General features: G+C 62.5%; 25 protein-coding genes. 16 read left to right on the forward strand and 9 right to left on the reverse strand.

Features of this window, described 5'->3' with window-relative positions:
• Window positions 1-2: 2 nt before the first annotated feature.
• Genes ACZXDY_RS12975 through ACZXDY_RS13000 form a run of 6 tightly spaced genes read right to left on the reverse strand, consistent with a single transcriptional unit; the run spans window position 3 to window position 4,860 of the window.
• Window positions 3-752 carry a TetR/AcrR family transcriptional regulator gene (locus ACZXDY_RS12975; RefSeq protein ID WP_464345749.1) on the reverse strand — a complete coding sequence of 250 codons (750 nt, stop codon included), beginning with the start codon at window positions 750-752 and terminating at the stop codon, window positions 3-5.
• Window positions 739-1,062 (reverse strand): non-heme iron oxygenase ferredoxin subunit, encoded by a 324-nt coding sequence (locus ACZXDY_RS12980; protein ID WP_464345750.1) that lies wholly within the window; start codon window positions 1,060-1,062, stop codon window positions 739-741. Before ACZXDY_RS12980 ends, ACZXDY_RS12975 begins: the two co-directional genes overlap by 14 nt.
• Window positions 1,059-1,820 (reverse strand): SDR family NAD(P)-dependent oxidoreductase, encoded by a 762-nt coding sequence (locus ACZXDY_RS12985; protein ID WP_464345751.1) that lies wholly within the window; start codon window positions 1,818-1,820, stop codon window positions 1,059-1,061. Before ACZXDY_RS12985 ends, ACZXDY_RS12980 begins: the two co-directional genes overlap by 4 nt.
• 12 nt (window positions 1,821-1,832) lie before the next feature.
• Entirely contained in the window at window positions 1,833-2,318 is a 486-nt protein-coding gene (locus ACZXDY_RS12990) for an aromatic-ring-hydroxylating dioxygenase subunit beta (protein ID WP_464345752.1), read from the reverse strand.
• A gap of 11 nt (window positions 2,319-2,329) precedes the next feature.
• Window positions 2,330-3,625, reverse strand: a complete 1,296-nt coding sequence (locus ACZXDY_RS12995) for an aromatic ring-hydroxylating oxygenase subunit alpha (RefSeq protein WP_464345753.1) — start codon at window positions 3,623-3,625, stop codon at window positions 2,330-2,332.
• A 23-nt stretch (window positions 3,626-3,648) separates the two neighbouring features.
• Entirely contained in the window at window positions 3,649-4,860 is a 1,212-nt protein-coding gene (locus ACZXDY_RS13000) for an NAD(P)/FAD-dependent oxidoreductase (RefSeq protein ID WP_464345754.1), read from the reverse strand.
• Between the two features lie 174 nt (window positions 4,861-5,034).
• On the opposite strand from ACZXDY_RS13000, the gene ACZXDY_RS13005 reads away from it, so the two are divergent.
• The 6 genes from ACZXDY_RS13005 to ACZXDY_RS13030 all read left to right on the forward strand — a co-directional run bounded on the left by ACZXDY_RS13005 (window position 5,035) and on the right by ACZXDY_RS13030 (window position 10,986).
• Complete coding sequence (locus tag ACZXDY_RS13005) at window positions 5,035-6,066, forward strand: amidohydrolase family protein (RefSeq protein ID WP_464345777.1); 1,032 nt, start codon at window positions 5,035-5,037, stop codon at window positions 6,064-6,066.
• A gap of 4 nt (window positions 6,067-6,070) precedes the next feature.
• Complete coding sequence (locus ACZXDY_RS13010) at window positions 6,071-6,553, forward strand: hypothetical protein (RefSeq protein WP_464345755.1); 483 nt, start codon at window positions 6,071-6,073, stop codon at window positions 6,551-6,553.
• Complete coding sequence (locus ACZXDY_RS13015; protein WP_464345756.1) at window positions 6,550-8,055, forward strand: AMP-binding protein; 1,506 nt, start codon at window positions 6,550-6,552, stop codon at window positions 8,053-8,055. Before ACZXDY_RS13010 ends, ACZXDY_RS13015 begins: the two co-directional genes overlap by 4 nt.
• Before the next feature lie 31 nt (window positions 8,056-8,086).
• Window positions 8,087-8,896 carry an alpha/beta fold hydrolase gene (locus ACZXDY_RS13020; RefSeq protein ID WP_464345757.1) on the forward strand — a complete coding sequence of 270 codons (810 nt, stop codon included), beginning with the start codon at window positions 8,087-8,089 and terminating at the stop codon, window positions 8,894-8,896.
• Window positions 8,893-9,672, forward strand: a complete 780-nt coding sequence (locus tag ACZXDY_RS13025) for a 2-keto-4-pentenoate hydratase (protein ID WP_130222399.1) — start codon at window positions 8,893-8,895, stop codon at window positions 9,670-9,672. The genes ACZXDY_RS13020 and ACZXDY_RS13025 overlap by 4 nt, the downstream gene beginning before the upstream one ends.
• Window positions 9,673-9,753: 81 nt before the next feature.
• Window positions 9,754-10,986: an ABC transporter substrate-binding protein gene (locus ACZXDY_RS13030; protein ID WP_464345758.1), complete on the forward strand. Its 1,233-nt coding sequence runs from the start codon at window positions 9,754-9,756 to the stop codon at window positions 10,984-10,986.
• Between the two features lie 107 nt (window positions 10,987-11,093).
• On the opposite strand, the gene ACZXDY_RS13035 is transcribed toward ACZXDY_RS13030, so the two are convergent.
• Together ACZXDY_RS13035 and ACZXDY_RS13040 are read right to left on the reverse strand one after the other, a co-directional pair.
• Window positions 11,094-12,323, reverse strand: coding sequence for an ABC transporter substrate-binding protein (locus ACZXDY_RS13035; RefSeq protein ID WP_464345759.1), 1,230 nt, complete (start codon window positions 12,321-12,323; stop codon window positions 11,094-11,096).
• Window positions 12,324-12,347: 24 nt separating this feature from the next.
• A complete protein-coding gene (locus ACZXDY_RS13040) occupies window positions 12,348-13,487 on the reverse strand; it encodes an acyl-CoA dehydrogenase family protein (RefSeq protein WP_028163118.1) in 1,140 nt (379 codons plus the stop codon).
• 79 nt (window positions 13,488-13,566) lie between these two features.
• Here ACZXDY_RS13040 and ACZXDY_RS13045 point away from each other — a divergent pair, with 79 nt between their 5' ends.
• From ACZXDY_RS13045 to ACZXDY_RS13060, 4 genes are read left to right on the forward strand one after another with little or no spacing between them, the layout of a single operon-like run.
• Window positions 13,567-14,433 (forward strand): FadR/GntR family transcriptional regulator, encoded by an 867-nt coding sequence (locus ACZXDY_RS13045; protein ID WP_464345760.1) that lies wholly within the window; start codon window positions 13,567-13,569, stop codon window positions 14,431-14,433.
• Between the two features lie 55 nt (window positions 14,434-14,488).
• Window positions 14,489-15,298, forward strand: coding sequence for an enoyl-CoA hydratase/isomerase family protein (locus tag ACZXDY_RS13050; RefSeq protein ID WP_464345761.1), 810 nt, complete (start codon window positions 14,489-14,491; stop codon window positions 15,296-15,298).
• A gap of 46 nt (window positions 15,299-15,344) precedes the next feature.
• Complete coding sequence (locus ACZXDY_RS13055) at window positions 15,345-17,546, forward strand: acyl-CoA dehydrogenase family protein (protein ID WP_464345762.1); 2,202 nt, start codon at window positions 15,345-15,347, stop codon at window positions 17,544-17,546.
• 10 nt (window positions 17,547-17,556) lie between these two features.
• A complete protein-coding gene (locus ACZXDY_RS13060; RefSeq protein ID WP_464345763.1) occupies window positions 17,557-18,744 on the forward strand; it encodes a CaiB/BaiF CoA transferase family protein in 1,188 nt (395 codons plus the stop codon).
• Window positions 18,745-18,775: 31 nt separating this feature from the next.
• Here the strand turns inward: ACZXDY_RS13060 and ACZXDY_RS13065 are convergent, their stop codons facing one another.
• Window positions 18,776-19,258, reverse strand: a complete 483-nt coding sequence (locus ACZXDY_RS13065; RefSeq protein WP_464345764.1) for a MarR family winged helix-turn-helix transcriptional regulator — start codon at window positions 19,256-19,258, stop codon at window positions 18,776-18,778.
• Window positions 19,259-19,499: 241 nt separating this feature from the next.
• On the opposite strand from ACZXDY_RS13065, the gene ACZXDY_RS13070 reads away from it, so the two are divergent.
• The 6 genes from ACZXDY_RS13070 (at window position 19,500) to ACZXDY_RS13095 (ending at window position 25,905) form a co-directional block, all read left to right on the forward strand.
• Window positions 19,500-19,811, forward strand: coding sequence for a hypothetical protein (locus ACZXDY_RS13070; protein ID WP_028163123.1), 312 nt, complete (start codon window positions 19,500-19,502; stop codon window positions 19,809-19,811).
• A 39-nt stretch (window positions 19,812-19,850) separates the two neighbouring features.
• The gene (locus ACZXDY_RS13075) at window positions 19,851-21,170 is read left to right on the forward strand and encodes a Rieske 2Fe-2S domain-containing protein (RefSeq protein ID WP_464345765.1); all 1,320 of its coding nucleotides are present in this window, start codon (window positions 19,851-19,853) and stop codon (window positions 21,168-21,170) included.
• A 30-nt stretch (window positions 21,171-21,200) separates the two neighbouring features.
• Window positions 21,201-22,187: a PDR/VanB family oxidoreductase gene (locus ACZXDY_RS13080; protein ID WP_464345766.1), complete on the forward strand. Its 987-nt coding sequence runs from the start codon at window positions 21,201-21,203 to the stop codon at window positions 22,185-22,187.
• Window positions 22,188-22,222: 35 nt separating this feature from the next.
• A complete protein-coding gene (locus ACZXDY_RS13085) occupies window positions 22,223-23,512 on the forward strand; it encodes a CaiB/BaiF CoA transferase family protein (protein ID WP_464345767.1) in 1,290 nt (429 codons plus the stop codon).
• 225 nt (window positions 23,513-23,737) lie between these two features.
• A complete protein-coding gene (locus ACZXDY_RS13090) occupies window positions 23,738-24,979 on the forward strand; it encodes an ABC transporter substrate-binding protein (RefSeq protein ID WP_464345768.1) in 1,242 nt (413 codons plus the stop codon).
• 26 nt (window positions 24,980-25,005) lie between these two features.
• Window positions 25,006-25,905 (forward strand): NAD(P)-dependent oxidoreductase, encoded by a 900-nt coding sequence (locus ACZXDY_RS13095; RefSeq protein WP_464345769.1) that lies wholly within the window; start codon window positions 25,006-25,008, stop codon window positions 25,903-25,905.
• Window positions 25,906-25,922: the final 17 nt, after the last annotated feature.

Raw genomic sequence — 25,922 nt, forward strand, 5'->3', positions numbered from 1 at the left:
TTTCAACCACGGTTCTTCTGGTCGTTCGCCATCGCTATCTGGAGGTGTTGGCGAACGATGTCGCGCCACACCTTGAGCAGGCGACTGAACTGCTCAGGATCTTTTTCGATCAGGGTTCGAACTGAATAGCCGCGGACCACGCTCAGCGTGAGCGAGAGGATATCGCTGGCGAGTTGCTTGGGAACGCCCGACGACATCAGCGCTTCGAGCCAGGCGGCCTCGACCGAAAACCGGCTGGTGCGGGAGTTCCTGTACGTCTCCCGTTTGAGAATGCGCGAGTCGCTGTCCGCGCTCATTGCGATCGCGAGTTCGATGAAGAAATAGTCGCCGAAATAGAAATCCTGCGCGTCCTTGATGATCCCTTCGATCGGATCGTTTCCGCTGTTCTGGGCGAGGTGGGCCCGGCGGGCGCTCTCCACCAGCGAGACTTCGTTGACATGCCTGATGATGGCGACAAGAAGATCGTGCTTGCTCTTGAAATGGTGCAGCAGGGCGCCGCGCGAGACGCCCGCGAGTTCGGCCACCTCGACCGTGCGCAGGCCGCGCAGTCCGTTCGCGCGCACCAGCTTCACCGCGGCCTCGATCAATTGGGTCTGCGTCGCTTCGCTGCGCTCCGCCTGGGTTCGCTTGGGGGCGTATTTCGGCTCGCTCGAGCTGTTGCGGCGTGATTGCAGCCGTTGCCGCGCCGCGGTGCGGGGCAGGGACGCCCGGCCTCCGTGTGCGCCTGGCTTCGTCTTGTCAGCATTCGACATAAACGTCCTCTTCGCTCAGTTTGACCCGGAAGGTCTGCAGCGCGACCGTGCAGGGCATGCCGGTCGGCTGCCCATTAGTGACGTCGAACGTGCCGAAGTGCCACGGGCACTCGACGATTTTCCCCGTCAGAATGCCTTCTTCCGACAGCGAAGCCTCGCCATGGGTACACAGATCGGCCGTGGCGTAGATTGCTCCGTCCACATTGTACACGGCGATATTGGTGCCGTCCGGCAGCGTTGCCTGGCGGACTTCTCCCGGCGGGAACTCGTCCAGCCTTCCGATCAGCACATCTTTGGTCATCGTATTCATAGCATCGTGCTTCCGCCATTCACGCTGATGACCTGGCCTGTGACGAACGAGGCTTCCCTGGAGGCCAGATAGCAGACCATGGACGCGATCTCGTCCATCTCGCCGGGGCGTCCCATCGGCACCACGTCGACGAATTTTCGGATGGATTGCGGCGCCTTGGCGGCCGCGCGTTGCACCTGGGGCGTATTGACGATGCAGGGTGCAACGACATTGACGGTAATCCCGTCGGTCGCGAATTCGCGCGCGAGCCCTGTGGCGATGGCGTGAACGCCGCCCTTTGCCGCGTTGTAGGCCGCGTGATCATAAAGCCCGTTGCGGACGGAGTCGGCGCCGATATTGACGATCCGGCCGTAGCGCTTCGTCTTCATCATCGGCACGGCGTGCCACGTGCACCACAGCATCGTCCAGAGATTACGGTCGATGGTCGTCCGCAGTGTCTCCGGCGTGTGCTCCAGGAACGGCTTGATGATGCCGCCTCCCGCATTGTTGACGAGGACGTCGATCGTGCCGAACGCCTTGACGGCATCGCCGATCAATCGGCCGGCGACATCTTCCTTTGAGAGATCGCCGCTTCGGACCAGCGGCCTTTCGCGGCAGAGCGAGGAGAGACCGTCGGCCGTAGCGGTCAACCTATTCTCGTCGAGGTCCGAAAGCACCAGCCTGGCGCCCTCTCGGGCAAAATGCTGCGCGATCACCGCGCCGATGCCGCTGGCGGCGCCGGTGATCACCACAATCTGTTCGGCAAATCGCTTTTCCATCGGGGCTGTCTCTCAGAGCACAATGGAAATCCGGCCATGCGGACGCAGGCCTTCGCCGCCAAGCAGGCAGCGTTTCTCGCTGATCCTTATCCTGCTCTCATCGACCTTCAGGCGGTAATTGCTCGTGCCGAAATAGAGATCGGTTGTGCCGTCCTTGGTGCGGAAGGTCTGGAACACCGCGCTGACGTCGACGGAATCTTCGCCTCGCCCACGGATACGCACATTGCCGACGATGCGGCTGGTCTTGGAGTGCGGGAATTCGGCGTGCGCGGTTCGTTTCATCAGGCGCTTCACCCGCTCACCCAGCCGGAACCGGTCGTCGGCGATATAGAAGAGGTTGTTGTCCGCCGAAGCGTCCGGCGGCAGATCGGTGCAGGGGACCTCGTAGGTTGCGTCATCGGTAAAGAGCTCCAGCCATTCCGGCAGTCGCCATTGATCGAGCAGGTCTGCTTCGTGAAACAGGAAGTCTTCCACGTCTGATCGTTCGATTGCGCGCATGACGATCTCCTTCAGGCTGCGACGTTCTTGATGCTGGAGATCGGCGCCGGAAACATCATGGCGTTCCACTGGGTCCAGAACGCCCGCATCTGAAGCTCGTCATTGTGGGCGGGGCGCTCCTTGCCCATTCCCTTGGAGATATCGTTCCATTGCGCTTCCTTGGCGTTATTGAAGCCGCGCTGGCAATGTTCGAGTGCCTCGGCATCGTCAGGCGTCGCGAAGCCGCCGGGCCCGAGAAATTCGAGAAAGTTGTTCAGGCGATATTTGCGAGCCCATGAGGTCTCGTCGTTCGGCCCCAGAGCCCAGGCGCTGATGACCATATAATCAGCGGCCATCGGAAAGTAGGTGCGGACGGTCAGCGCCATGATGTCGTTGACGACGAGATTCGGGAAGATGAAGAGATTCCGGTTCTTGCGGGAAATGCGGTCGGCGCGTTCCTTGCCGAAGCGCTGCACCAGATTGTCGTAGAGGCGGCTGATTTCCTGCTTTCCGCTATCGCCCCACGCTGGAATCCATTGCGCGACCGGCCGCGCCCACGGCGCGCCGTATTCGAGAACGGCGTGGCCGTTGCCGAGGTCGTAGCCATATCCGCCCCCGCCCATCCCGCCGGCAAGTCCATCCGTCGTGTTCATCAGATAGTCGAAGTAGCTCGCATGCGTGGTGGTCGCATGATAGCCATCGATGCTGTTCTCCGTGAGCAGCTTCCAGTTCGCCCGGATCGAGTATTCCTGGGTGCCGGCAATGATCGAGAGGCCTGCGTCGGTCTGATCGCAGATGAGATCGAGATATTCCTTCGCGCCGGCGAGGTAATCGACGAGAGGGACGATGTTCCTGTCAAAGGAGACGAAGCAGAAGTCGCGGTAGGTCTCGAAGCGCGGAACCGCCTGCATGTTGGAGGATTCGCGGTTCTTGAATCCTTCCGCATAGGCGTCCTCGCCGGGCTGGCTGCGCAGCTTGCCATCGGCTCCGAACACCCATCCGTGGTAGAAGCACTGAAACGATTTCGCATTGCCTTTCCGCTCGCGGCAGACCTGCGCGCCGCGGTGAGGGCAGGTGTTGAGAAGCGCGCGAAGCGTTCCCTTGCTGTCGCGCGTGAATAGGATGCTGCGACCGGCCACGGTCCGGCTCACGAAGTCGCCGGGCTTGGGAAGCTCGGATGCATGGCCGAGATAGAGCCACGAGCGCTCGAACACGAGTTCCTTCTCCGCCTTGAAGATCTCGGGATCGGTGAAGTTGCGGCGCGCAACCTTGAAGATCTGCTGGGCGGGATCAACCAGAATTGCCGGTTGACGGCTGTCGGTCTGCATGTCGTTTCCTCCGTCTGCGCTCTTCATGAAGCGAGAGCTTGTTTCAAGTCGAAAGCGGGATTGGCGATGTCGGATGGATTGACCCGCTTCCGGGAAGCGGCAAGCCGTCGTAGCAGCGCCATGTCCTTGGGTGAGCTCACGGTGACGGCGCCGACCACTTCGCCGTCGCGGAGGCTGATGGTGGTGAAGCGTCCGCGCTCGACATCCCCGCGCACGATCTCGTCGGCGCCGCCGGGGTGGCCGATCACCTGGATGTTCGACTCGAATTGGTCCGACCAGAACCAGGGCGGCGCCTCGTAGCTGACATCCTGACCGACCATATTCCTAGCCGTCGCGATCGCCTGGTTCTGCGCATTGGCCCAGTTCTCCACGCGCATCCAGCGTCCGTGCCAGCCGCTCCATTGTTCGGCGACGTCGCCAGCCGCATAGACGCCGTCGATCTCGGTCATGCCGGAGGAGTCAACACGAATGCCTTGATCGACTGCGAGCCCCGCCTGGCGGGCAAGGTCGGCCGCAGGCTCAACGCCGACACCGACGACGACGAGATCGGCCGGAACGATCCTTCCGTCGGACAACTGAATCCCTTTGGCCGTGGCGCCCACGATGGTCACGTTGCAGCAGACAGCGACGCCGCGGTCGCTGTGCAGCCGCCTCAGATATCCGCTCAGCGCTGGCGAGCCGACCTGTGGTAACAGCCGATCGGCCTTCTCCAGCACGGTGACCTCGCAGCCGCGGACGATGGCCGCCGAGGCGACCTCGAGACCGATCACGCCGCCGCCGACCAGCACCACTTTGGCGTCCTGCGTGAGATTGCGTCTGAGTTCGCGCGCATCGTCGATGCAGCGCAGATAGCAGACGCGCAATCCGCAATCGTCGAGATCGCGCAACCGACGCGGCCGCGTGCCGGTCGCTAGCAGCAGGCGATCGAATGAAATCTCGCGGCCGTCCGACAGCCCGATCGCACGACGATTCAAATCAATCGCAACAGTCGGCGTGGAGGTGCTCAGCTCGATGTCGATCGCTGCCCAATCCTGCGAATTTCGGATGAAGCGCGGTTCTTCGTCCACATTGATCAGCATGGCCTTCGAAAGTTGCGGTCGCTCGTAGGGCGGATGCTCTTCTTCACCCAGCAAGGTGATCGGCCCGCGATGCCCGGCGCCCCGCAACGCCTCGGCTGCGCGCGCGCCGGCCTGGCCTGCGCCCACGATGACGATGCGTGTCCGGGATAGATCCAATGCGTTCACTCCCCTTGAGCGGTTCTTTGCCGCCCGCAGCGCACCTCTCGCGGCCGCTTGACAAGCAGGATAAAAACAATCATTCCTGTTTGTAAAGTGAATTATCCTGCGCAACTCGAAAAGCGGTTCGCTGCAGCGCAGGGATCAGGGAAGGAAAGGAGGGCGCCATTGCCAGTGGTGGATGCCCATACGCATGTCGTGCCTGCACGACTCCCGGCTGACAAGGCGCGCGACCCGCTGTGGCCGAGCGTCGAGCTTTCCGGCGACAAGGCCGCGGTGATGATTGGCGGAAAGGTGTTCCGCAAAATCGACTCGCGCTCGTGGGACGTCAGACGCAGGCTGGCGGACATGGAGGAGGACGGCACCGCAATGCAGGTGCTGTCCCCGATGCCGGAGCTGCTGTCGCATTGGTTGCCGGCTGATGACGCCGAGCACCTCGCCGAGATCATCAACGAGCACATCGCCGCGATGATTGGTGAGGCTCCGCGCCGGTTCGCCGGAATCGGCTTGGCCTGCGTTCAGGACGTGCCGCGCGCGCTGGCGCAATTGCAACGCATCAAGGCGCTTGGTCTCGCCGGCATCGAAATCGGAAGCCATATCGATGGCGTCGCGCTCGGCAGCGAAGCGCTCCATCCGCTCTATGAAGCCGCTGAGGCGCTCGACCTCTGCATCTTCGTTCATCCGTTGCATCCGGCCGGGGTTGAGCGGATCGGGGCGGGACCCGAATTCGCGGCGACGGCAGCATTTCCAGTCGAGACCGCGCTGGCCGCAGTGTCGATGCTTGCGGCCGGCGTGCTCGAGAAATTTCCCAGGCTGCGCATCCTGCTCAGCCATGGCGGCGGCGCGCTGCCCTGGATCCTGCCGCGGCTCGACTGCGGCTGGTCGCTCGGCGGCGAAATGCAGAAACGGATGACGAGATCGCCAAGGGAAATCGCGCGCCGCTTCTTCTACGACTCGATTCTCTACGATGGCCCCGCGCTTCAGTTCATGTCTTCGGTCGTGGGATCGAGCCGCATCGTGGTCGGCTCCGACTATCCGTTCACCATTCGCCAAAAACATCCCGGCGCATTTGTCCAAGCAGCGCTACCGGACTGCCCGGGCGTTCTCGCCGACAACGCCTTCGCTTTTCTTGGCCGCGCCTTCGATCTGGAAACCCAGCATGCAGCAACTAGCGATCGTCACCCCGTCGCGTCACAGCAGGCCTAGCGTCATGATTGCCTGCCGGTCGCTGCCGCAGATGTGCCTGCTCGGTCCCGTTCCGCCGCGGACACCCGGTCGCAGCGATGCGCAGGTCCCGTCCGACGCTGCGCTCGGCGTCAGCCGCTACGGCCGTATCTCCTATGTGTATTTCTACAACGACGATGAACCGGATGACGTCGCGTTCGGTCTGCTCGACGTGGAGATCGCCGTTCAGCGTCGGGGCCGGAACGAATTCGCCCTGGAGATCTATTGCATCGGCGACGGTTATCAGAGCGGGCACGGCTCGAGCGCGGCGGCACCGCTCACCGTGGAGCTGAAGGCCGGCAACCGCACGGTGGCGACGGCGCGCTGGAACTATCCCGATGTGCTCAATGGCCACATGGATCCACTGACATTCACGACGTCGATCACTTTGTCGGAAGCGGACTTCGAGGCGCTCGACCACGTCTATCTGCCCTCTGTTCGCGCCGAGGCGATGATATGCCTGGAGTGAAGCGGGACAGGTCGATCGTCATCGGAACGCACAGCGTTTCGTGCGACGCGCTGCTCGCACAGGGCAGGCGCGCTGCATCAGCGCTTGCGGCAGCCGGCGTCAACGAAGGCGATGCGATCGCACTCCTGATCCGGAACGATCCGATCTATTTCGAAGTGATGCAGGCAGCCTCTCTGCTCGGGGCCTATGTCGTACCGCTCAACTGGCACAGCACCGCGGACGAAATCCGTTACATCCTCGCCGATTGCGCGCCGCATGCGCTGATCGGCCATGCTGGCCTGCTGCAGGGTGTTGCGGCCGCAATTCCGGCCGACCTTCCGACGTTTTTTGCGCCGTCCGGTGCCATGGCCTCGTCGGACGCTCCTTCGTGCGCCCGCGCCTGGGCTCCGCATCGTGACGGTTTTGCCGAATGGCCGGAACCGGCGCGCGCCCCGCGCGGGACCATGATCTACACCTCCGGCACCACCGGCCGACCGAAAGGCGTGCGTCGCGCGCCAATGAACGCCGAGCAGGTGAGCAAGAACGCCGCCTTGCTGCGACAGATCTACGGCATCGAGCAAGGCATGCGCGCATTCGTGTGCGGCCCGCTCTATCATGCCTCACCCGGTGCGTTTGCCAGGCAGGCGTTTCAGCATGCCGATCTCGTGGTCTTGCAGCACAATTTCGATCCCGAAGAATTGCTGAAGACGATCGAGGAACATCGCATCACCCATCTCACGATGGTGCCGACGATGTTCGTACGCCTGCTTCGGCTCAGCGACGCGGTCCGATCGCAGTACGACGTTTCGTCCATTCGCTGGGCGACCCACACCGGCGCCGCGTGCCCGCCTGATGTCAAGCGGCGCATGATCGACTGGTGGGGGCCGGTGATCCACGAAACCTATGGCGCCACCGAAACCGGACCGGCCGTCGGCTGCAACTCGCATGAATGGCTTGCTCATCCGGGTACCGTCGGCAGGGCGATGGCGGGCACGACCTTACGTATTTACGACGACGAGGGTCGCGAGCTCGGCACAGGACAGATCGGTGAAATCTACCTGCGCACGGAGGCCTATGCCGATTTCACCTATCACGGCAGGCCGGAGCAGCGCGAACAGATCGATCGGGACGGGCTCGTGACCTGCGGCGATGTCGGCTACGTGGATGCTGACGGCTATCTCTTCATCTGCGACCGCAAGCGCGACATGGTCATCTCCGGCGGCGTCAACATCTATCCCGCGGAGATCGAAAATGTCCTGGTGAACTGTCCGGGCGTACGGGACTGCGCAGTGTTCGGTGCACCCGACGAGGAGTTTGGAGAAAGCCTGGTCGCCGCCATCGAAGCCGAGGGCGGGATTCGGCTTGCGGCCGAAGCCATCGCGACATTCCTGGAAGGGCATATCGCCCGATTCAAGATCCCGAAGCGGTTCGTGTTTCATGACGCGCTGCCGCGCGAGGCGAGCGGAAAAATCTTCAAGCGGAAACTGCGCGACGCCTATCTGCAGGCGAACGCGCGAGGTTAACACAATTCATCATCGAAGTCGGAGATCAATAGTGGAACTGAAGGGTAAGCATGTCGATGTCGCGGGTACGCGCACGCACTACTACGACGTCGGGCAAGGGGAGCCCACTATCCTCATCCATGGCGGAGGGCCGGGGGCTTCCGGCCTGAGCAATTATCGCAAGAACGTCGAGGCTCTTGCGGCGCGCCGTCGCGTCATCGTGTTCGACCTTCCCGGATTTGGCGAGACCGAGGGGAAGCTGAAGGACGGCCCGATCTTCGAAGCGATGGGTGACTTCACCCGCGCCTTCATGGACGCGATCGACGTCAAGAAGGCGAGCTTCGTCGGCAATTCCCTCGGAGGCGCGACGTCGCTGATGGTCGCCTTGCGCGCGCCTGAACGAGTCAGCCGGCTGGTGCTGATGGGGACCGGCGGAAGCCAGGCGATCTTCTCGCCGATGCCGACCGAAGGCCTGCGGCGGATGGCGATGTTCCATGCCGGCGAGGGGCCGACGTTGCAGAAGCTGAAGGGCGTGATCGATCTTCTGGTGTTCGACCAGTCCTCGATTACCGAAGAACTGCTGGCCGAGCGGCTCAAAGCCGCCACCCGCCCCGATGTCATCGACATCTTCAAGCGGCCGCCGCTCGATATCTGGCGTGAGAATCTCGCCGCGCTGAAGCATCGCACGCTTCTGATCTGGGGACGCGAGGATCGGGTCGTGCCGCTCGATTCAAGCTTCATCCTGCTCAAGACCATGCCGAACGCACAGCTTCACGTCTTTCCCAAATGCGGGCACTGGGCGCAGTGGGAGAAGGCCGACGAATTCAATGCGCTGGTCGCTGACTTCCTGGACCGGCCATGAGCAATATTATTGAGAATATTGCGACACGGCTGCAGGAAGCCGAGGCGGCATGCCGCCCGATCGCGCCGATCGCAAGCGATATCGGCGAGGGGCGAGTGGAGGTGGCCTATGCGATTCAGGCCGAAGTCACGCGGCGCGGGATTGCCGGCGGCCGCCGGCTCGTGGGCCGCAAGATCGGGCTCACATCGAAAGCAGTGCAGCAGCAGCTTGGGGTCGATCAGCCCGACTACGGCGCGCTGTTTGCCGATATGGAGATCCCGACCGGCGAGCGAATCGAGGTCGCGCGACTGATCCAGCCGCGTGTCGAGGCGGAGATAGCGCTGGTCCTGGAGCGGGATCTTGCGGACGGTGGCACCACTCTCGGCGAATTGATGCGATCGACGGCCTATGTCGTCCCCGCGCTCGAGGTGGTCGACAGCCGTATCAGCGATTGGAAGATCACGATCCTGGATACGGTGGCCGATAACGGCTCAAGCGCACGCTACGTGCTCGGCGCCTCGCCGCGCCGCCTGACTGATGTCGATCTGGAGGCCTGCGGCATGACGATGACGCGCAACGGCGCCATCGTCTCCGTCGGTTGCGGCGCGGCCTGTCTCGGCCATCCCCTGCGCGCCGCGCTCTGGCTTGCCCGCGCCATGGCCAAAGCCGGCCAACCGCTGCGGTCTGGCGATGCCGTGCTGACCGGCGCGCTGGGACCGGTGTCGCCGGTCTCCGCGGGCGAATTCTACGAAGCCAGGATTTCGGGGTTCGCTCCAGTGAGTGTTTCGTTCGTGTAGCTCACGGGGCCCCTCGCTGCCGCAGAGCAGCGGGCCCGTTGCAGCATTCAATTATAGCAAAAATGAAAGGGAGGAGCCGACATGATATTGATCTCGCGGCGAACAACCATCGCCGGCCTCGGCGCAGCGGCACTCACGTTCGGTCGAGCGTCGCGCGCGCCCGCTGCAAACAATTACGGACCTGGAGTAACCGACACCGAAATCAAGCTCGGGACCACGGCACCCTATAGCGGGCCGGCGTCCGGCTATGGCGTCTACGGACAGGCGCAGACCGCTTATTTCCAGATGGTCAACGATAATGGCGGCATCAACGGCCGGAAGATCAACCTGGTTTCGCTGGATAATGCCTTTTCGCCGCCGAAAGCCGTCGAGCAGACGCGAAAGCTGGTGGAGTCGGAGGAAGTCTTTGCGATCGCCGGTTTCCTGGGAACGGCAACTAACGCCGCCGTACAAAAATATCTCAACGCGAAGAAGGTGCCGAGCCTGTTCCTGACATCAGGCGCCGAACGCTTCAATGATCCGAAGGAGTTTCCCTGGATCGTTCCGTTCTATCCAATCTATGTCGCGCAAGGCGCGGCGTTGGCCACGTTCATCCTGAATGAAAAGCCGAACGCCAAGATCGCCGTCCAATATGTCAACGACGACCTCGGCAAGGACTTCCTTCGCGGCCTGAAAAAGGGGCTGGGGGGCAAGGCGAGCGCCATCGTCAAGGAGGTCAGTCACGAGATCACCGAGCCCACCATCGACAATCAGGTCGCCGATTGCAGGGCGACCGGCGCCGATGTGTTCGTCCAGCTCACCTACTCCAAATTTGCCGCGCAAGGCATCCGAAAGGTGGCGGCAATGGGCTGGAAGCCGCTGCACGTCGTCAATTCGAATTGCAGCTCGATCGGGGGCACGCTCGCCCCGGCCGGCCTGGACAATGCAAAGGGATTGATCTCGGCATGGTGGGAGATCGTCGTGACCGATCCAAGACACCGGGACAAGCCAAGGGTGAAGGCCTATTTCGACTTCATGAAGAAATACATGCCCTCGGTCAGCATTGACGACAATACGGCGACGCCGGGCTACAACAACGCCTACATGATCGAGCAGGTTCTGAAGCGTTGCGGCAACGATCTGACGCGGGAAAACCTCTTGAAGCAGGCGACGTCGCTCAAGGGCGAACTGCCGCCGCTTTTCCTCGACGGCATCAAGGTCGAAAATTCTCCAACCGACTATCGCGCCATCCACAATCTGCAGATTTCCCGCTTCGATGGTGGGAACTGGATTCCCGTCGGCGACATGATCGATCTCGGTGCGATTGCGTCCTGAGCTCTCGCGAATCTCCGGGACCGCTGGGCGAGGGCGGCAAATGCCGCGCTCGCCTTTTCTGACGGAGAAACTGCATTCGCGAGCAACGCTGCGAACGCCCGGATGGATCACTCGGCGGACAGCGGATCGCCTGCCAGTGTCCAGCTCTCTCCGTCGAAAATCGCGATCCGAAGCGTCTTGAACGGCGTGTAGTCGTCGGGATGCATGCTGATCGAGATGCCCGGAAGCATCATCGGCAGCCGTTCGCCATGGAGCGATGTCGCCTGGCGAATGAGGTTGTCCCGCGTCAACTGATCGCCGCATTTCTTCAGGGCGAGCGTCACGGCGTGGACGTTCATGTAGGCGACCAGGACGGAATAGTCGTCCGGATTGGCTGATGGCGCATATTTCTTCAGGAAGCTCTTGTAGGCCTTCACCTCTTCGTCATCGACCCATGCCGGGTCGCCGGGTTGTTTGAGGAACTGTGTCGTGACCAGACCTTTCGATGCCTCGAGGCCCGCCGGCTTCAGGATGGTGTCCACGGATGCCGTCGAGCCGCCGATTACGTGGAGCGGGCGCCACTTGAGCTCGTAGACCTTCCGGATCGATTGCGCGGCTGCCTTCGAGGACGATTGTTCAATCAGCGTGTCGATGCCGGCGGCTTTCAACTGAACGATTTGCGAATCGATCGTCGGATCGGCGAGTTCGTACGAAACCGCCGTGACGATCTGCGCCGCCTTTTCGCCAAGCCCGGCCCGCAAGCCTTTGAGGTAGTCCTTTCCGTAATCGTCGTTCTGGTACAAGACGCCGATCTTGGCGTCGGGTTTTGCCTTCGCGATATATTTGGCGACAACGCGGCCTTCCGTCTCGAAATCAGGGTAGAGCGGCACGGTCCACGGAAAAGCCTTGGGATCGTTGAAGCGGCGTCCGCCGGCGGTGATGAAAAGCTGCGGCACCTGTTTGGAGTTCAGATATTTTTGAATCGCGACATTCGGCGCCGTTCCGATGGTGCCGACCTCAGCGAGCACGCCGACGTCCTCGATGAGCTTGCGCGACTGCTCGACCGCCTTGGGCGCACTGTAGGCGTTGTCCAGTTGCGTGAAGCTGATCTTGCGTCCGTTGATCCCGCCTTGCGCGTTCAGCATTTCGAAATAGCCGACGACCGCCCGTCCTGCGCCGGCACCGAAAGCAGAGGCGGGACCGCTGAGCGGGGTTGATTGGCCAAGCTTGATCTCGGTGTCGCTGGCTCCCGGGCTATAGGCGTTTTGTGCGTAAGCAGGTGATGCGGCGAGAAGCGCGGATATGGCGGCGGCGGGCCAAATCCGGTGGATGGTCCAGGTCAAGATCGTTTCCTCCATGTTGTATTTGATTGTTCATTGTTGTTATCGCAGCAGCTCGCGGGCGATCACCACGCGCTGGATCTGGTTGGTGCCTTCAAAGATCTGGGTCAGCTTGGCGTCGCGCATCATGCGTTCGACCGGATAATCCATGGTGTAGCCGTAGCCGCCGAAGATCTGGACGGCATCGGTGGTGACCTTCATGGCGGTGTCGCTGCCGATGCATTTCGCCATGCTGGCGAGCAGGTTCAATCGCTTCCAGTCGCCTTCATCGCCGGCCCGCGCGCATTCGTAGACGAGTGCGCGCGCGGCCTCGATCTGCATGGCCATGTCCGCAAGCATGAACTGCACGCCCTGGAATTCCGAGATCGATCGCTTGAATTGCTTGCGTTCCTTCGCATAGGCGATGCAGGCGTCGAGCGCGCCCTGCGCCAATCCCACCGATTGGGCGCCGATGGTCGGCCGGTTGAGATCGAGGGCGCGCATTGACGCGCGAAAGCCTTTGCCTTCCTCGCCGACGAGGTTCTCGGCCGGAACCCGCACATTGTCGAAGAAGATCGGCGTATTCGGGGCGCCGTGAAAGCCCAGCTTTCGTTCGTGCCGCCCGAACGAGATGCCCGGCATCTGCTTCGGTTCGACGATGAAGGCGCTGATGCCGTCCGCACCGGCACTGTCGCTCGTCCGCGCCATCACCACGATATAGTCGGCGACGACGCCATAGCTGCACCATTGCTTGCGGCCGTTCAGGACGTAGCAGTCGCCATCTTTCCTGGCGCGGGTGTTGAGCGCGGAGACGTCCGAGCCGGCCTGTGGCTCGGAGATCGCGATCGCCGTCACGACGCCGCCCTTGGCGATGATCGGCAGGTATTTCTTGCGCTGTTCCTCTGAGCCGAAGTGAAGCAGCGGCATGATGAACATGGTGTTGAGGGCTGCGATCGAGGCGCAGGCGGGCGAGACCTTCGAGATCTCCTCGCGCGCGATGCAGGCCATCGTCAGATTGCCGTTCGGGCCGCCATATTGTTCCGGCACCCAAAGCTGCATCAGCCCCATCTCGCCGAACAGCTTCACGATCTCGAGTGGGAAACGATCAGTCTCGTCGATCTCGGCGGCGATCGGCGCCACATGCCGGGCGACCATTCTTCGGATGTTGTCGCGAAACGCGGTCTGCTCCTCGGTGAAGCTCATGGGGTTTCCGCCTGTTTTTTGTAAGGAGCCCAAAAAAGGGACTTCCATTGAATGGGTGATCCATTTAATAATTCACCCGATGAACACCAAGTCAAGCCCTCGTAGCTCCACCCGGCCGCGGTTGGCCTCGCTCAACCGGCGGGAACGGGCCCCCGATCACCGTGCAGCCGGGGCACCGGCTGCACCGCAATTCCGGCCGATCCATACCCGCCGCGCATTCGAGGAAATCTGTGAGCGTATTCGTGAGCAATTGGCGCTTGGCGTGCTGAAGCCCGGGGACAAGCTTCCGGCCGAACGCGACCTGGCCCAGCAACTCGGCGTCAGCCGCAATGTCCTGCGCGAGGCGCTGCGAAGCCTCGAGATGGCGGGCGTGCTGCGGCTGCAGAAGGGCGTCAAGGGAGGGGCCTTCATCCGCGAGGGCGATACCAGTCGCATGAACGACGTCATGCGAGACATGCTGAGCCTTGGCACGATTTCAGTGCGCGAATTGTCGGAAGCGCGTGTCCATGTACTTGATCTCGTCGTACGGCTGGCGTGTGCGAATGTGCGGGCGGCCGATCTCGACGCGCTTGAGGCGAATGTCGCGCGCACCGAACTTGCCACGCGCGAAGGCCGGCTGCTCGACCGGGTCGAGTGCTCGCGGGAGTTCTACAAGCTGCTGGCCGCGGCGACTGGAAACAAGGTGATCGCGATGATCATGGATTCTGTCACGGAGATTCACATGCGCTTCGTCTATGCCAAGGTGGTATCGAGCGGCGTCGCGATGGCCCGGCTCGCCGAGAAACGCCGGCAGTTTCTGGCCGCGCTGCGCGAGCGCAATGTCTCGTCCGCCACGCGCCTGATGCGCACGCATCTCGAATCCGTGCAGCGGATGCTGGAGCAGGATCCCGGCGCCATGTCACTTCATGTTGCCTTGGCGGAGGTCCAGCCCGGTTTCCGCCGTTGAGCGGCGGCATGTGACGACCAGCCTCGCCTGAACAAGAATATAAACGGAGGAAAATGTGTCCAGATACGCCAATTACGAGTGCCTGAAGATCGAGGTTGCGGACAAGGTGGCGACCGTGACCTTGAACCGCCCGCAGGCGCGCAACGCGATCAATCAAAAGCTGATCCGCGAACTGCGGACGATCTGGGATGACCTCGCCGATGATCACGCCGTCAATGTCGTGGTGCTGACCGGTGCCGGCGATTTCTTCAGCGTCGGTGGCGACGTGAAGGCGATGTCGGAACGGCCGGGCGGCGACGTCCTCGAGGAGGGCGAGGTCCATGATCCCATGATCAGCCGGCGCGGGGTCACCCGCCAGCTCGAGCTCGACAAGCCGATCATCGCCGCCATCAACGGCGATGCGATCGGCCTTGCGGCGACCCACGCGTTGCTGTGCGACATAACGGTGATGGCCGAAGACGCGCGGATCGGCGACACGCATGTCTCGCGGGTCGGCCTGGTCGCGGGCGACGGAGGCACCGTGATCTGGCCGCTGCTCGTTGGGATCAACAAGGCCAAGGAATTCCTGATCCGCGGCACGCTCCTGAGCGGCAGGGAGGCCGAGCGGATCGGGCTGGTCAACCATGTGGCGCCGCGCGCGGAGGTGCTGGCCAGGGCCCGCGATATCGCCGTGGAGCTTGCGAACGGCCCCACCTGGGCCATTCGTTGGACCAAGCTGTCGATCAACCAGATCGTCAAGGATCGCGTCAACATGCTGCTCGAAGCCTCTATGGCCTTGGAGCAGGTGACGTTCGAGACGGCCGACCACAAGGAAGCGACCACGTCCTTCAAGGAGAAGCGCAAGCCGAAATTCGGCCAGGCTTAGCCCAGTCATGCGCGCGACCGAGCTCGCGACTGAAGACACGAGGGAGATGCTCCGGGATTCCCTGCGCGGATTTCTCGGCCAGCATTGGCGCGCCGACGCCATGAAGCACGGCCCGTGCCCCGAGGAGATCGCCGCCGTCTGGAGCAAGCTCGTGGGTCAGGGCGTTGCGTCGCTTGGCAGCGATCCCGACATGGGAGGGCTGCGCGAGGTCCTGGTGGTGATGGCGGAGCTGGGCCGCGCCGCATGCCCGGCGCCGATGTGGTCGGCAGCTCTCGCCAATTTCGCGCTCGCGGGAGCAAGGTCCGAGGCTTCGGTCGATTTGCTAAGGCGCCTGCATGCGGGCAGCGCGCGCATCGCGCTCTCGTTTGGGGCATTTGATCCGGACCGCGCGGCTGGAGCCATCGAGGTCACGAACATGAGGGCAAGCGGACTGCTGCGGTTTGTCGAGGCGGCGGGAAGCTGTACGCATCTGCTTGTGCTGATCAGTCCATCGGCGCTTGCGCTTGTTGCGATGGATGGCCCGGGTGTCGGCGTTGAACCAACCCGCGCGATGGGCGCCTGGGGCCTTCACCAGGTTCGGCTGAACGCTGCGCCGGCTGACATCATCGAAGTCGAATTCCTTGCCGTCCATGAGCTATTGCGCGAGGCCAAGCTGGCGCTGATGGCGCGGGCGCACGGTGCCGCCCGGCGCGCGTTCGAACTGGCCGTCGACTATGCAAGGGAGCGCCGACAATTCGGCCAGCCGATCGGAAAGTTCCAGGCGATCCAGCACAAGCTGGCCAATTGCTTCATCCTGCTCGAAGGCGTGCGCCTGATCATTGGCCATGCAGCGGAACTGCATGATCGTGGCGATCGTCATTGGCCGTATTTCGCCGATTGCGCCGCCTCCTTTTCCGCGGAGGCGCTGCGGCGTGTTTCGCTCGAGACCCAGCATACGTTCGGCGCCATCGGCTATGCCGAGGAGCACGAGGCGCCATTGCACTTCAAGCGGGTTCATCTCGATACGATCGCGCTCGGCGGCGCGGCACATGCGAGGCTCGGAATAGGCTCTTTCCTGCTGGATGATGGCGGTGCGGAACTGCCGCAATACGATCTCGGTCCGGCCGGCAATGCGCTGCGCGAACAGGTCCGGCAATGGCTGGAGCAGAACTGGTCGGGCGAGCGCAAGGCCGCCTTCGACGCGCAGCCGTTCGCCAAGCGCGAGTTCGATGCCGAGTTCGCGCTTGATGTCGGCAAGACCGGCTGGATCGGGTTGGGATGGCCGAGCAAATTCGGCGGGCAGGGGCGCTCGCCGCTGGAGCAGATCGCCCTCATCGAGACGATGGAGCGGGGCGAAGCGCCGCGGATTGGCGCCGCGATCCAGGCCAACGCTCTGATGATGTTCGGCACGCCGGAGCAGCAGCAAAAATATCTGCCGGAGATTCTCCGCGGCGAAGCCATGCACGGCATGGGCTACAGCGAACCCCAGGCAGGCTCCGATCTCGCCGCGCTGTGCACCAGTGCCGAGCGCGATGGCGATCAGTGGGTCATCAACGGCCAGAAGATCTGGACTACGACGTGGTGGGGCAAGTACATGTTCCTGGCCGCGCGCACCGACAGGAATGCGAAGCCGCCGCATGCCGGCATCAGCATATTCATCGTGCCGATGAAGACGCCGGGCATCTCCATTCATCCGGCGACGACCATGTATGACGGCTCCTTTGCCAATATCTTCTACGACAACGTCCGCATTCCCTTGGACAACCTCGTCGGTGAGGTCGATGGCGGCTGGAAGGTGCTGACCGGGGCGCTCGCTTTTGAGCGCGGTCTGGTCGGCGGCGGCATCGTCCTGAAGGTCGCCCACGCCTTCGAACAATTGCGCCGGCATATCATGGCGGTAGAAGCCGACAGGCCGCCGCTCGCCAATGATCCGATCGTCCGCGACAGAATGGCCGTACTCGCGTCTGACATCGAGGTCGGCCGTCAGTTGATGATGCATTGCGCGGAACTGGCGGCTGATGGCGTCACCCCGCCGGAATATGGCGCGATCAGCAAAGTGTTCTCCAGCGAGCTGATGGAGCGCTTCGGCGAAACCGCCCTCGACATTCTAGGCCAGCGCGCCGCGCTTTCCGAAGGGATGCCTGATGCAATCGACAATGGACGGTTCGAACAGAACCTGCGTCATTCGCTGATGTGGGTGATCAGCATTGGAACCAACGAAATTCAGCGCAGCCTGATCGCGCAACGGGCGCTTGGGTTGCCGAGATAGGAGTGGCCGCATGCCGCAGCTCAACACCGCCACCGCACCCCTGGAAGGCGTCAGGGTGCTCGATTTCTCGATCATGCTGGCTGGTCCCTATTGTGCGCGGCTGCTCTCGGACGTCGGTGCGGAGGTCATCAAGATCGAGCCGCCGGAGGGGGACGACATGCGGCTGCGTGCCCCGCTCCGCGACGGCCACAGCGCCTATTTCGGCCAGCTCAATGCCGGAAAGCGGAGCCTGGCACTCGACCTGAAGAACAGCGAAGCGATCGGCCTCGTTCACAGGCTGGTAGAGCAGACCGATATCGTCGTGGAGAATTTTCGTCCCGGGGTCATGGACCGGCTGGGACTCGGCTATGAGGCGCTGCGCGAGATCAATCCGCGCCTGATCTATTGCTCGATCTCCGGCTATGGCCAGTCCGGTCCGGCGGCGGAGCGTGCGGCCTATGCCATGATCGTTCACGCAGAAAGCGGGTTCGACCGTGCGCTGATGCGATATGCGGGCGATCGCGACCGTCCCGCAGCGGGTGCCGTGTTCGTGGCCGATCTGTTGGGCGGCATCTTCGGCTATTCGGCGATCCAGACCGCGCTCGTGCAGCGATCGCGCGCGGGAGTGGGGCAGCGGATCGACGTCGCGCTGATGGATTGCATGCTGAACCTGCTCGTCTACGAACTGCAGGAGGCGCAGTTCCCTGTGTATGCGCCGCGGCCGACTTATGGTCCCGTGCGGGCTAGCGATGGCGATATCCTGATCGCGCCGGTGACGTCGCGCAATTTCGCCGCCCTTTGCGAGGTGACGGGAGACCGCGCGTTGGCCGAGGACGCCCGCTTCAACACTGTGCCGGCGCGTGGCGCGAACTGGGGCGCAATGATGCAGCAGATCGAGAAGTGGACCGAGCTCCACACGGTGCGGGAATGCATCGCGGCGCTCGATCGCGCCGGCGTTCCCTGCGCCGAATATCGCGATCCCGGCGCGGCGCTGACCGACCCGCATCTCCTCCAACGCGGCGCCTTCGCGACGATTGCGGATGCTGCAGGCGAATTCTTTGGCGTCAATCCGCCTTGGAAGATGTCAGGAGCGGAAGCATCCAAGCGGCGGGATGTGCCGGCGGTCGGTGCGCACCGCGAGGAGGTGCTGGCACGGGCGCTCGGCTTGTCTGCCGGCGAAATCGCAGGTCTTGCGGAAGCAGGAGCGTTTGGGAAGTAGTCCGCCCGCATCAAGGATGTTGCTGAACGATTCAATACTCGGATGATCCGGAAGAGCCCGATGGCGTCGCCTTTGCGATCGCCAGCATGCATTTCAGAAAATGCGCGCGATCTTCCTTGCGCAGCGGCGCCAGCATCAGGTCCTGCAGTTCTGCAGCGGCGGGAACAACGCTGAAGAGGGCGGCCTCTCCCTTGGCGGTGATCTGAACCTGCACGGAGCGCCGGTCTTCTGTATTGCTCTTTTTCGAGATCAGCTTTCGCGCCGTCATTCGCTTGAGCATCTCGCTCAGCGTGTTCCGGTCGCAACTGATGTGCTCCGCGAGGACCGATGGCGTGAGCGGGCCGCGTTGATACAGCGCCATGAGCACGCCGAACTGCCGGGGGGTGATGTCACTCTGGCGCGTCACTTTCTGATAGAGGACGTCGTAGCGGGCTTCGAGCAGCCGAAGAAGAAAGCCGATGCCACCTTCCAGCCGCCAGTTTCGGGCGAGCTCCGCAACTGAATCCGTCTTCATTGTCTTGTCGGCTGACATGCCGTTGTCGACCCGTGCTGTAGTCCATCTGACACCAAGTCACCGTAGCCGTTAGCAGCTTGGTGTTCCGTCCTCAACCCTTGGGACTGGCTGCCGAGAGCAGGCCGATCTGAAAGCCGGTCCGAAAGGCCGCATCGGTCCTTGCAAGATAACTATCGATATAGTACGTATACGTAACAAATGCGGACGCGAACGGATCAAGGTTCGCGCAGGGAGGATGGTTTTGGATCTGCGCCAGTTTTTGTCGATCCCGTATCTCCTTGAGGCTGAAGCCGTCGAAACCGAGCCAGGCAAGTGGCTTCTGCGGCTCGCTTATCCGGAACTGCCCGGCTGCATCGCAGAAGGGTTTGTCGTCGAAGACACGCTCAGAGAGCTCGAACGACGACGGATCGAACAGATCGTGAGCCTAGTGGAGGCGGGCAGTGAGCCGCCCGTTCCTCGAAAGCCGCTTGCCGCTTCCGATCCGCTGTGGACCGCCCGCGATCTGGGCTTGCCACCCCGCATCGCTGCTCTCCTCGAGCGCGCGGCCAAATGAGGCCTCGCGACGAATTGTTGAATTGAGCGGAGGAAGGTCATGCTATCGCACGAAGACAATGAAAGACTGGTCCGGGTCGGGAAGGGCACGCCACTTGGCGAGCTGTTCCGGCTGTATTGGATTCCCTTTCTGCCGTCAGCCGATCTCGTCAACGACGGACAGCCGAAGCGCATCCGGTTGTTGGGCGAAGATTTGGTCGCCTTCCGCGACACCGATGGCCGCGTCGGATTGGTCGATCATGCATGTCCGCATCGCGGCGCGCCGCTGATCTTCGGCCGCAACGAAGATTGCGGATTGCGATGCGTCTATCATGGCTGGAAGTTCGATGTGACAGGCGCGGCGGCGGACATGCCGGCCGAGCCGGTTCGCAGCCGCCTGAAAGAGCGCGTCCGGATCAAGGCCTATCCCTGCCGGGAGCGCAACGGGATGCTTTGGACCTACATGGGGCCGGATGCTGCAAGCCCTCCGCCGCTTCCGAACGTGGAGTGGAATCTGGTGCCGGCGGACCAGGTGCATGTCTCCGTGCGCGTCCAAGAGTGCAACTGGCTGCAGGCGGTCGAAGGCGAAATCGATTCCGCCCACGCGCCGCTGCTGCACGGCCGGCTCGACTCCCAGGGCACCACGAGCGCGTGGATTCAGAAGCGCGACCTCCGTCCGACGTTTGAATGCATCAAGCAGGATTTCGGGATGAGCATCGCCGCCCGGCGGAACTACGACGAGAACACACTGTACTGGCGCGTCAACCAGTTCCTCCTGCCGTTCTATACGCTCGTCCCGCCACTATCGCCGTTCCCCGATTTGAGCGGGCACGCCTGGGTGCCGATCGATGACGAGAATACGCTGTGCATCATGTTCTCGTATCATCCCTCGCAGCCATTGGCGCAGAAGACCCGTCAGATATTCGCAGAGGGGCACAACGGTCGGGAGAGCGGGCACGCCAGCAGGCATGCACTCGTCCAGCACCCCGTGACCGTTCCCTACGCCGGATACTGGACCAAATACAATCCGCAGAACGGCTTCCAGTTCGACTATGAGGCGCAGCAGACCACCTGGTTCTCGGGGTTACCCGGACTGTGGGTGCAGGACGGCGCTTGTCAAAGCGGTGTTTCGCCGATCTACGACCGTACCAAGGAGAACCTCTGCTCCAGCGACACCGGCATTGCGATGACGCGGCGCTTCCTGCTCGAAGCGCTCGGCACTTATCGCGATCATGGCACCAAGCCGAAGGGCGTGACCGACCCCGACGTGTTCATGGTCCGCGCCGTGTCGCTGCAACTGCCGCCGGAAGACTCGTGGGTCGACGTCGGCGCCCGCTTCATGCGCGCGCAACTCGGCGCCGATTTCGGGTACAAGCTGTGAGCTCGTCCGCTCGCATTAAGCGCAATCATCGTGCAAGCGGAGGCGCCGGGGCTCATGGCTGAGAGCACCATGCAGGTCCGTGTCAAACGGATCGGCTACGAGGCCGAGAGCATCAATTCATACGAATTGGTCGCTCCCGGGGGCGGCAACCTCGTTCCTTTCACCGCCGGCTGTCACATCGATCTGCATTTGCCGAACGGAATGATCCGCAGCTACTCCCTCGTCAACGACCAGAGCGAACGGAAGCGCTATGTGGTTGCGGTCAACAAGGATGCTGAAGGTCGAGGCGGCTCCAGGTTCATCCATGACACCGTGCGGGTCGGAGATATCATGACGATCTCGCATCCCAGGAACAACTTTGTCCTTCAGGAGAACGCGGCGCATTCGGTGCTGATCGCGGGCGGAATCGGAATCACGCCGCTGCTTTCGATGATCCGCCGCCTCGAGATGCTAGGTCGCTCCTGGGAGCTGTTTTACGCAGCCAGGACTCGGTTCGCCGCGGCGTTCCTCGACGAGCTGCATGCGCTTCGACCGGACGTTCAACAGAACCTGCACGTGACGTTCGACCACGCGCCACTCGGCCGCAAGCTCGACCTTGCGGCGATCGTCGAAGGCGCCCCTGCAGAAGCGCATCTGTATTGCTGCGGCCCGCTGTCGATGCTCGGGGCATTCGAAGCGGCGACCACTGCTCGGCCCGCCGCTCACGTGCACGTAGAATATTTCAAGGCAAGGGAAAAGCCGGCCGCCGAAGGTGGGTTTGAAGTGAGGCTTGCGCGCAGTGGCCGAACGATAACGGTTGAACCAGGCAAGACGATACTGAACGCGCTGCTGGATGCAGGAATGACAGCGAACTACGCCTGTGCCGAAGGTGTCTGCGGCACCTGCGAGACCCGGGTGATTGAAGGAATTCCCGATCACCGCGATCAGTTTCTCAGCGCGGAGGAACGAGCGGCCAACAAAACAATGATGATCTGCTGCTCAGGTTCGAAATCAGCGACGCTCGTGCTGGATCTGTGATTGGAGATCTAAACAACAAACCGACGGGAGCAAGAATGCTGGATCAGCTCGAAGCGGAATTTCCGGAACATGCGCCGCGCCCTTCCGATGCGCCAAAAGCGCTGGATGGAATTCGGGTGATCGATTTCTCGCACTTCATCGCCGGCCCCTTCGCCACGATGATCCTCGCCGACATGGGGGCGGAGGTCGTCAAGATCGAAGCGCCGGAGAAGGGCGACGATCTTCGCCGTTATCCGCCCTTGCATCCTGATCTCAGGCACGGCGCTCCGTTTCTCTGGACCAACCGCAACAAGCGCAGCGTCGCGATCGACCTGAAGTCGCCGGAAGGCCTCAAGGTCGTGCGTGAACTGATTGCCACGGCGGACGTCGTCGTCGAGAATTTCTCGACCGGCGTGATGAAGCGACTGGGCCTCGACTACGACAATTGCCGCAGAATCAAACGTGACGTCATCTATTGTTCGGTGTCAGCCTATAGCCGGGACGGCGCCTTTGCCGATCGGCTCGGGTTCGATCCGATCGCGCAGGTCGAGAGCGGGTTCGTGTCCATGAACGGCTATGCCGATCGCGAAGGCGTGCGGGCATTGTCGCCGGTCATGGATATCTCAACGGCGATGATGGCCTCGAATGCGATCCTCGGCGCGGTGGTCGCGCGCCAGCGCAGCGGTGTCGGACAGGCCATCGAGGTCTCCCTGTTCGACACCGCGGTGCTGATGACGGGTTACGCCACGCTGCAACATCTGTTCAGCGGCGCTGATATACAGCGGCATGGCAACACGTCTCCCGATACCTGCCCGTCGGGCGTGTTCCAGGCGCAGGACCGCTCCTTCTATATCAACTGCGGCAACGACAAGATCTTTCAGCGGCTGATGGCGCAAGTGATCGGCCGCGCCGACATGGCCACGGCCGAAATCTACGCGACCGGCCCCGAACGCATTCGCCGGCGCGACGAATTGTTCGCGATTCTTGGTGAAGCTTTCGCGCAGCAGCCATGGTCGTATTGGCAATCGCGGATGCGGGCGGCGGGCGTGCCCTGCGGGCAGGTGCGCAGCGTCGGCGAGGCCATTCGTTCTCCGGAAGCGCGGGAGCGTGCGATCGTGACACGCATCCCGCATCCCACGGTCGGATGGGTGCCGAATGTGAGCCTGCCGATCCGATATTCTGAAACCCCGGTCGTGGATCCCGTCGTTGCGCCGGCCGTGGGCCAGCACACGGAGGAAGTTCTGCGCGAGGTGCTCGGCTACGACGACGCGCGACTGGCACGCCTTGCGGAAGAGGGCGCGCTTGGCGCGCGTCGCCAGGTGGCGTCGGCGGGCAAGCAGGCATGAGCGGCGGAGCGATCGTACGCTCAGGGGCCACGCCGTCATCGGGATCGGCGCGACCGAGTAATATCCGTCGCAGCGCAATATCCTTAGGCGCTTTATAAATATATATAGCTTGATCGAAAAAATACTTCGTGTCTTAATTCGCGCTAAGGGTGCGCAGCATCCAAAAAATATCAGGGAGGAAGGACGATGTCGCACGCGCGGCCACGCGATGCGTGGGGTTGTCTGTTGTCGTTAGCGTTGGGGGTGGGGACAGCCACCATCGTCACACCGGCGCACGCAGAGAACGGCATTACCGATACTGAAATTGTGATAGGCATCTCGGCCGCGTTGTCCGGCCCGAATGCGGGTTACGGCGCGATCGCCCGCGGCACCGAAGCGTGCTTCAATTACCTCAATGCTGAGCAGGGCGGCGTCAAGTTCGGCGACGGCAAGACGCGCAAGGTCCGGCTTGATATCTTGGATGATGCGATGGAGCCCGCGCGTGCGGTGCAGAATGCGCGTCGGCTGGTGAGCCAGTCCAAGGTGTTCGCGGTCGTCGGCAATGTCGGCACCGGCGCCAATCTCGGATCGCGGCCGTACTATAACGCCGAGCATGTGCCGCAGATGTTCATCGCAACGGGTGGCCCGATGTTCGGCGCAAAGTCCGAGGTCGAAAAGAACCCTTGGACAATGGCCGCGTGGCTCGCCTATAACACCGAAGCCGCGATCTATGCGGCGTTCATCAAGCAGAAATTCCCGGACGCCAAGATCGCGCTGCTCAACGATGACAGCGGCGGTCCGTTCTTTGCTGATGCGTTCCTGAAGTCGGCCAAGGAGCTTGGTCTCAACATCGTCGCTCGCGAAGAACACACCTATAGCGAACCGACGATCAACGCGAAGATCAGCCGACTTGCCGCTTCGGGCGCCGATCTGTTCGTCGATGCGACCACGCCGAAATTCGTCGTGCAGGCTCTCAAGCAGATGGCGGCAATCAACTGGAAACCGGTGCACATCATCTGGGGTGTCGGATCTAGCATCGGTGGCGTGTTCGAGCCGGCCGGCGTCGAGACCGCCAAGGGCGTCTATAGCGGCCAGTGGATGAAGGACCAGACCAACCCGGCCTACGCCAACGACGAAGACATGAAGCTCTACGTCGCCAAGCTCAAGCAATATGGCGGCTCGCTCAATCCCGCCGACCAGAATGCGGCGGCCGGCTGGTACGCCTGCCACGCGACCAAGGGCCTGTTCGAGCGGATGGAGCAGCCGACCCGCGAGGCCTTCATGAAGGCAGCTCGCAGCATGAAGAACCAGAAGGAGCCGCTGATGCTCGATGGCATCACACTGAACACCAATGGTGCCGAAGACGGCTACCCGATCGAGTCCGTGCAGATCTCCCAGTTCGACGGCGTGAAGTTCGTTCCGGTCGGCCCTGTCCTCAATTACGAGGGCAAGACGCCGCTCTACGAACCCCCAGCCAAGTCGCAATGACACGTCGCAACGAGGAGACAACGTCCATGACCAACAACACATTCAAGACCATCGGATTCATCGGGCTGGGCGCCATGGGCAGTCAGATGGTGAAGCATCTGAAGGGGATCGCCGACATTCTCGTCTACGATACCGATGCGGCCCGTGCGGCTGAGGCCGCTAGGGCAAGCGGTGGCCGGATCGTCGACGGTGTGAGCGGCATGAGCTCGGCTGATGCGGTGATCCTGATGCTGCCGACAAGCGCGATCGTCGATCAGGTGCTGCATGGCGCCGATGGCGGCAGGGGACTGCTCGATTATCTGCCCGCCGGCGCCATGGTGATCGACATGAGCTCGTCCGCGCCGACCAATTCGGTCGCGAACGCGGAGATCGCTGCCAAGAAGGGCGTCCACTTCATCGACGCGCCGGTCTCCGGCGGCGTCAAGGGGGCGGAAGCCGCTAGTCTGGCGATCATGGTCGGAGGTGCGCAGGCTGATTTCGATCGGGCGCTGCCGGTGCTGCAGAAGATGGGCGGCAAGGTCTTCCTGGTCGGCAAGGTCGGATCGGGCCACGCGGTCAAAGCACTGAACAACTTGCTGGCTGCCACAGCCTTCGCCGCCACCAGCGAAGTCTTCGCGGTCGGCGCCAAGTTCGGCCTTGATCCAGCGACGATGCTCGAAGTGATCGATGCGTCGTCCGGCCAGAGCTTCCAGACCACCCATGTCTGGCAGAAGGCGGTCATCGACCGCACCTTCCAGTTCGGCTTCGCGCTCGCGTTGATGGAGAAGGATGTCCGGGTGGCAATGTCGCTGTTCGACGCGATGGGATCCGATGCCCAGCTCTCGCGCACGACGGCCGCGATCTGGGCCAAGGCGCTGGCAAGCGCGGCGCCTGGCTCGGACATGACGGTCGTCGCCAAGCAGGCTGAAGCGGCCCTCGGCCTGTAACGCCGGGGAGATTGGAG

The sequence above is a fragment of the Bradyrhizobium sp. LeoB3 genome, from assembly GCF_055456055.1.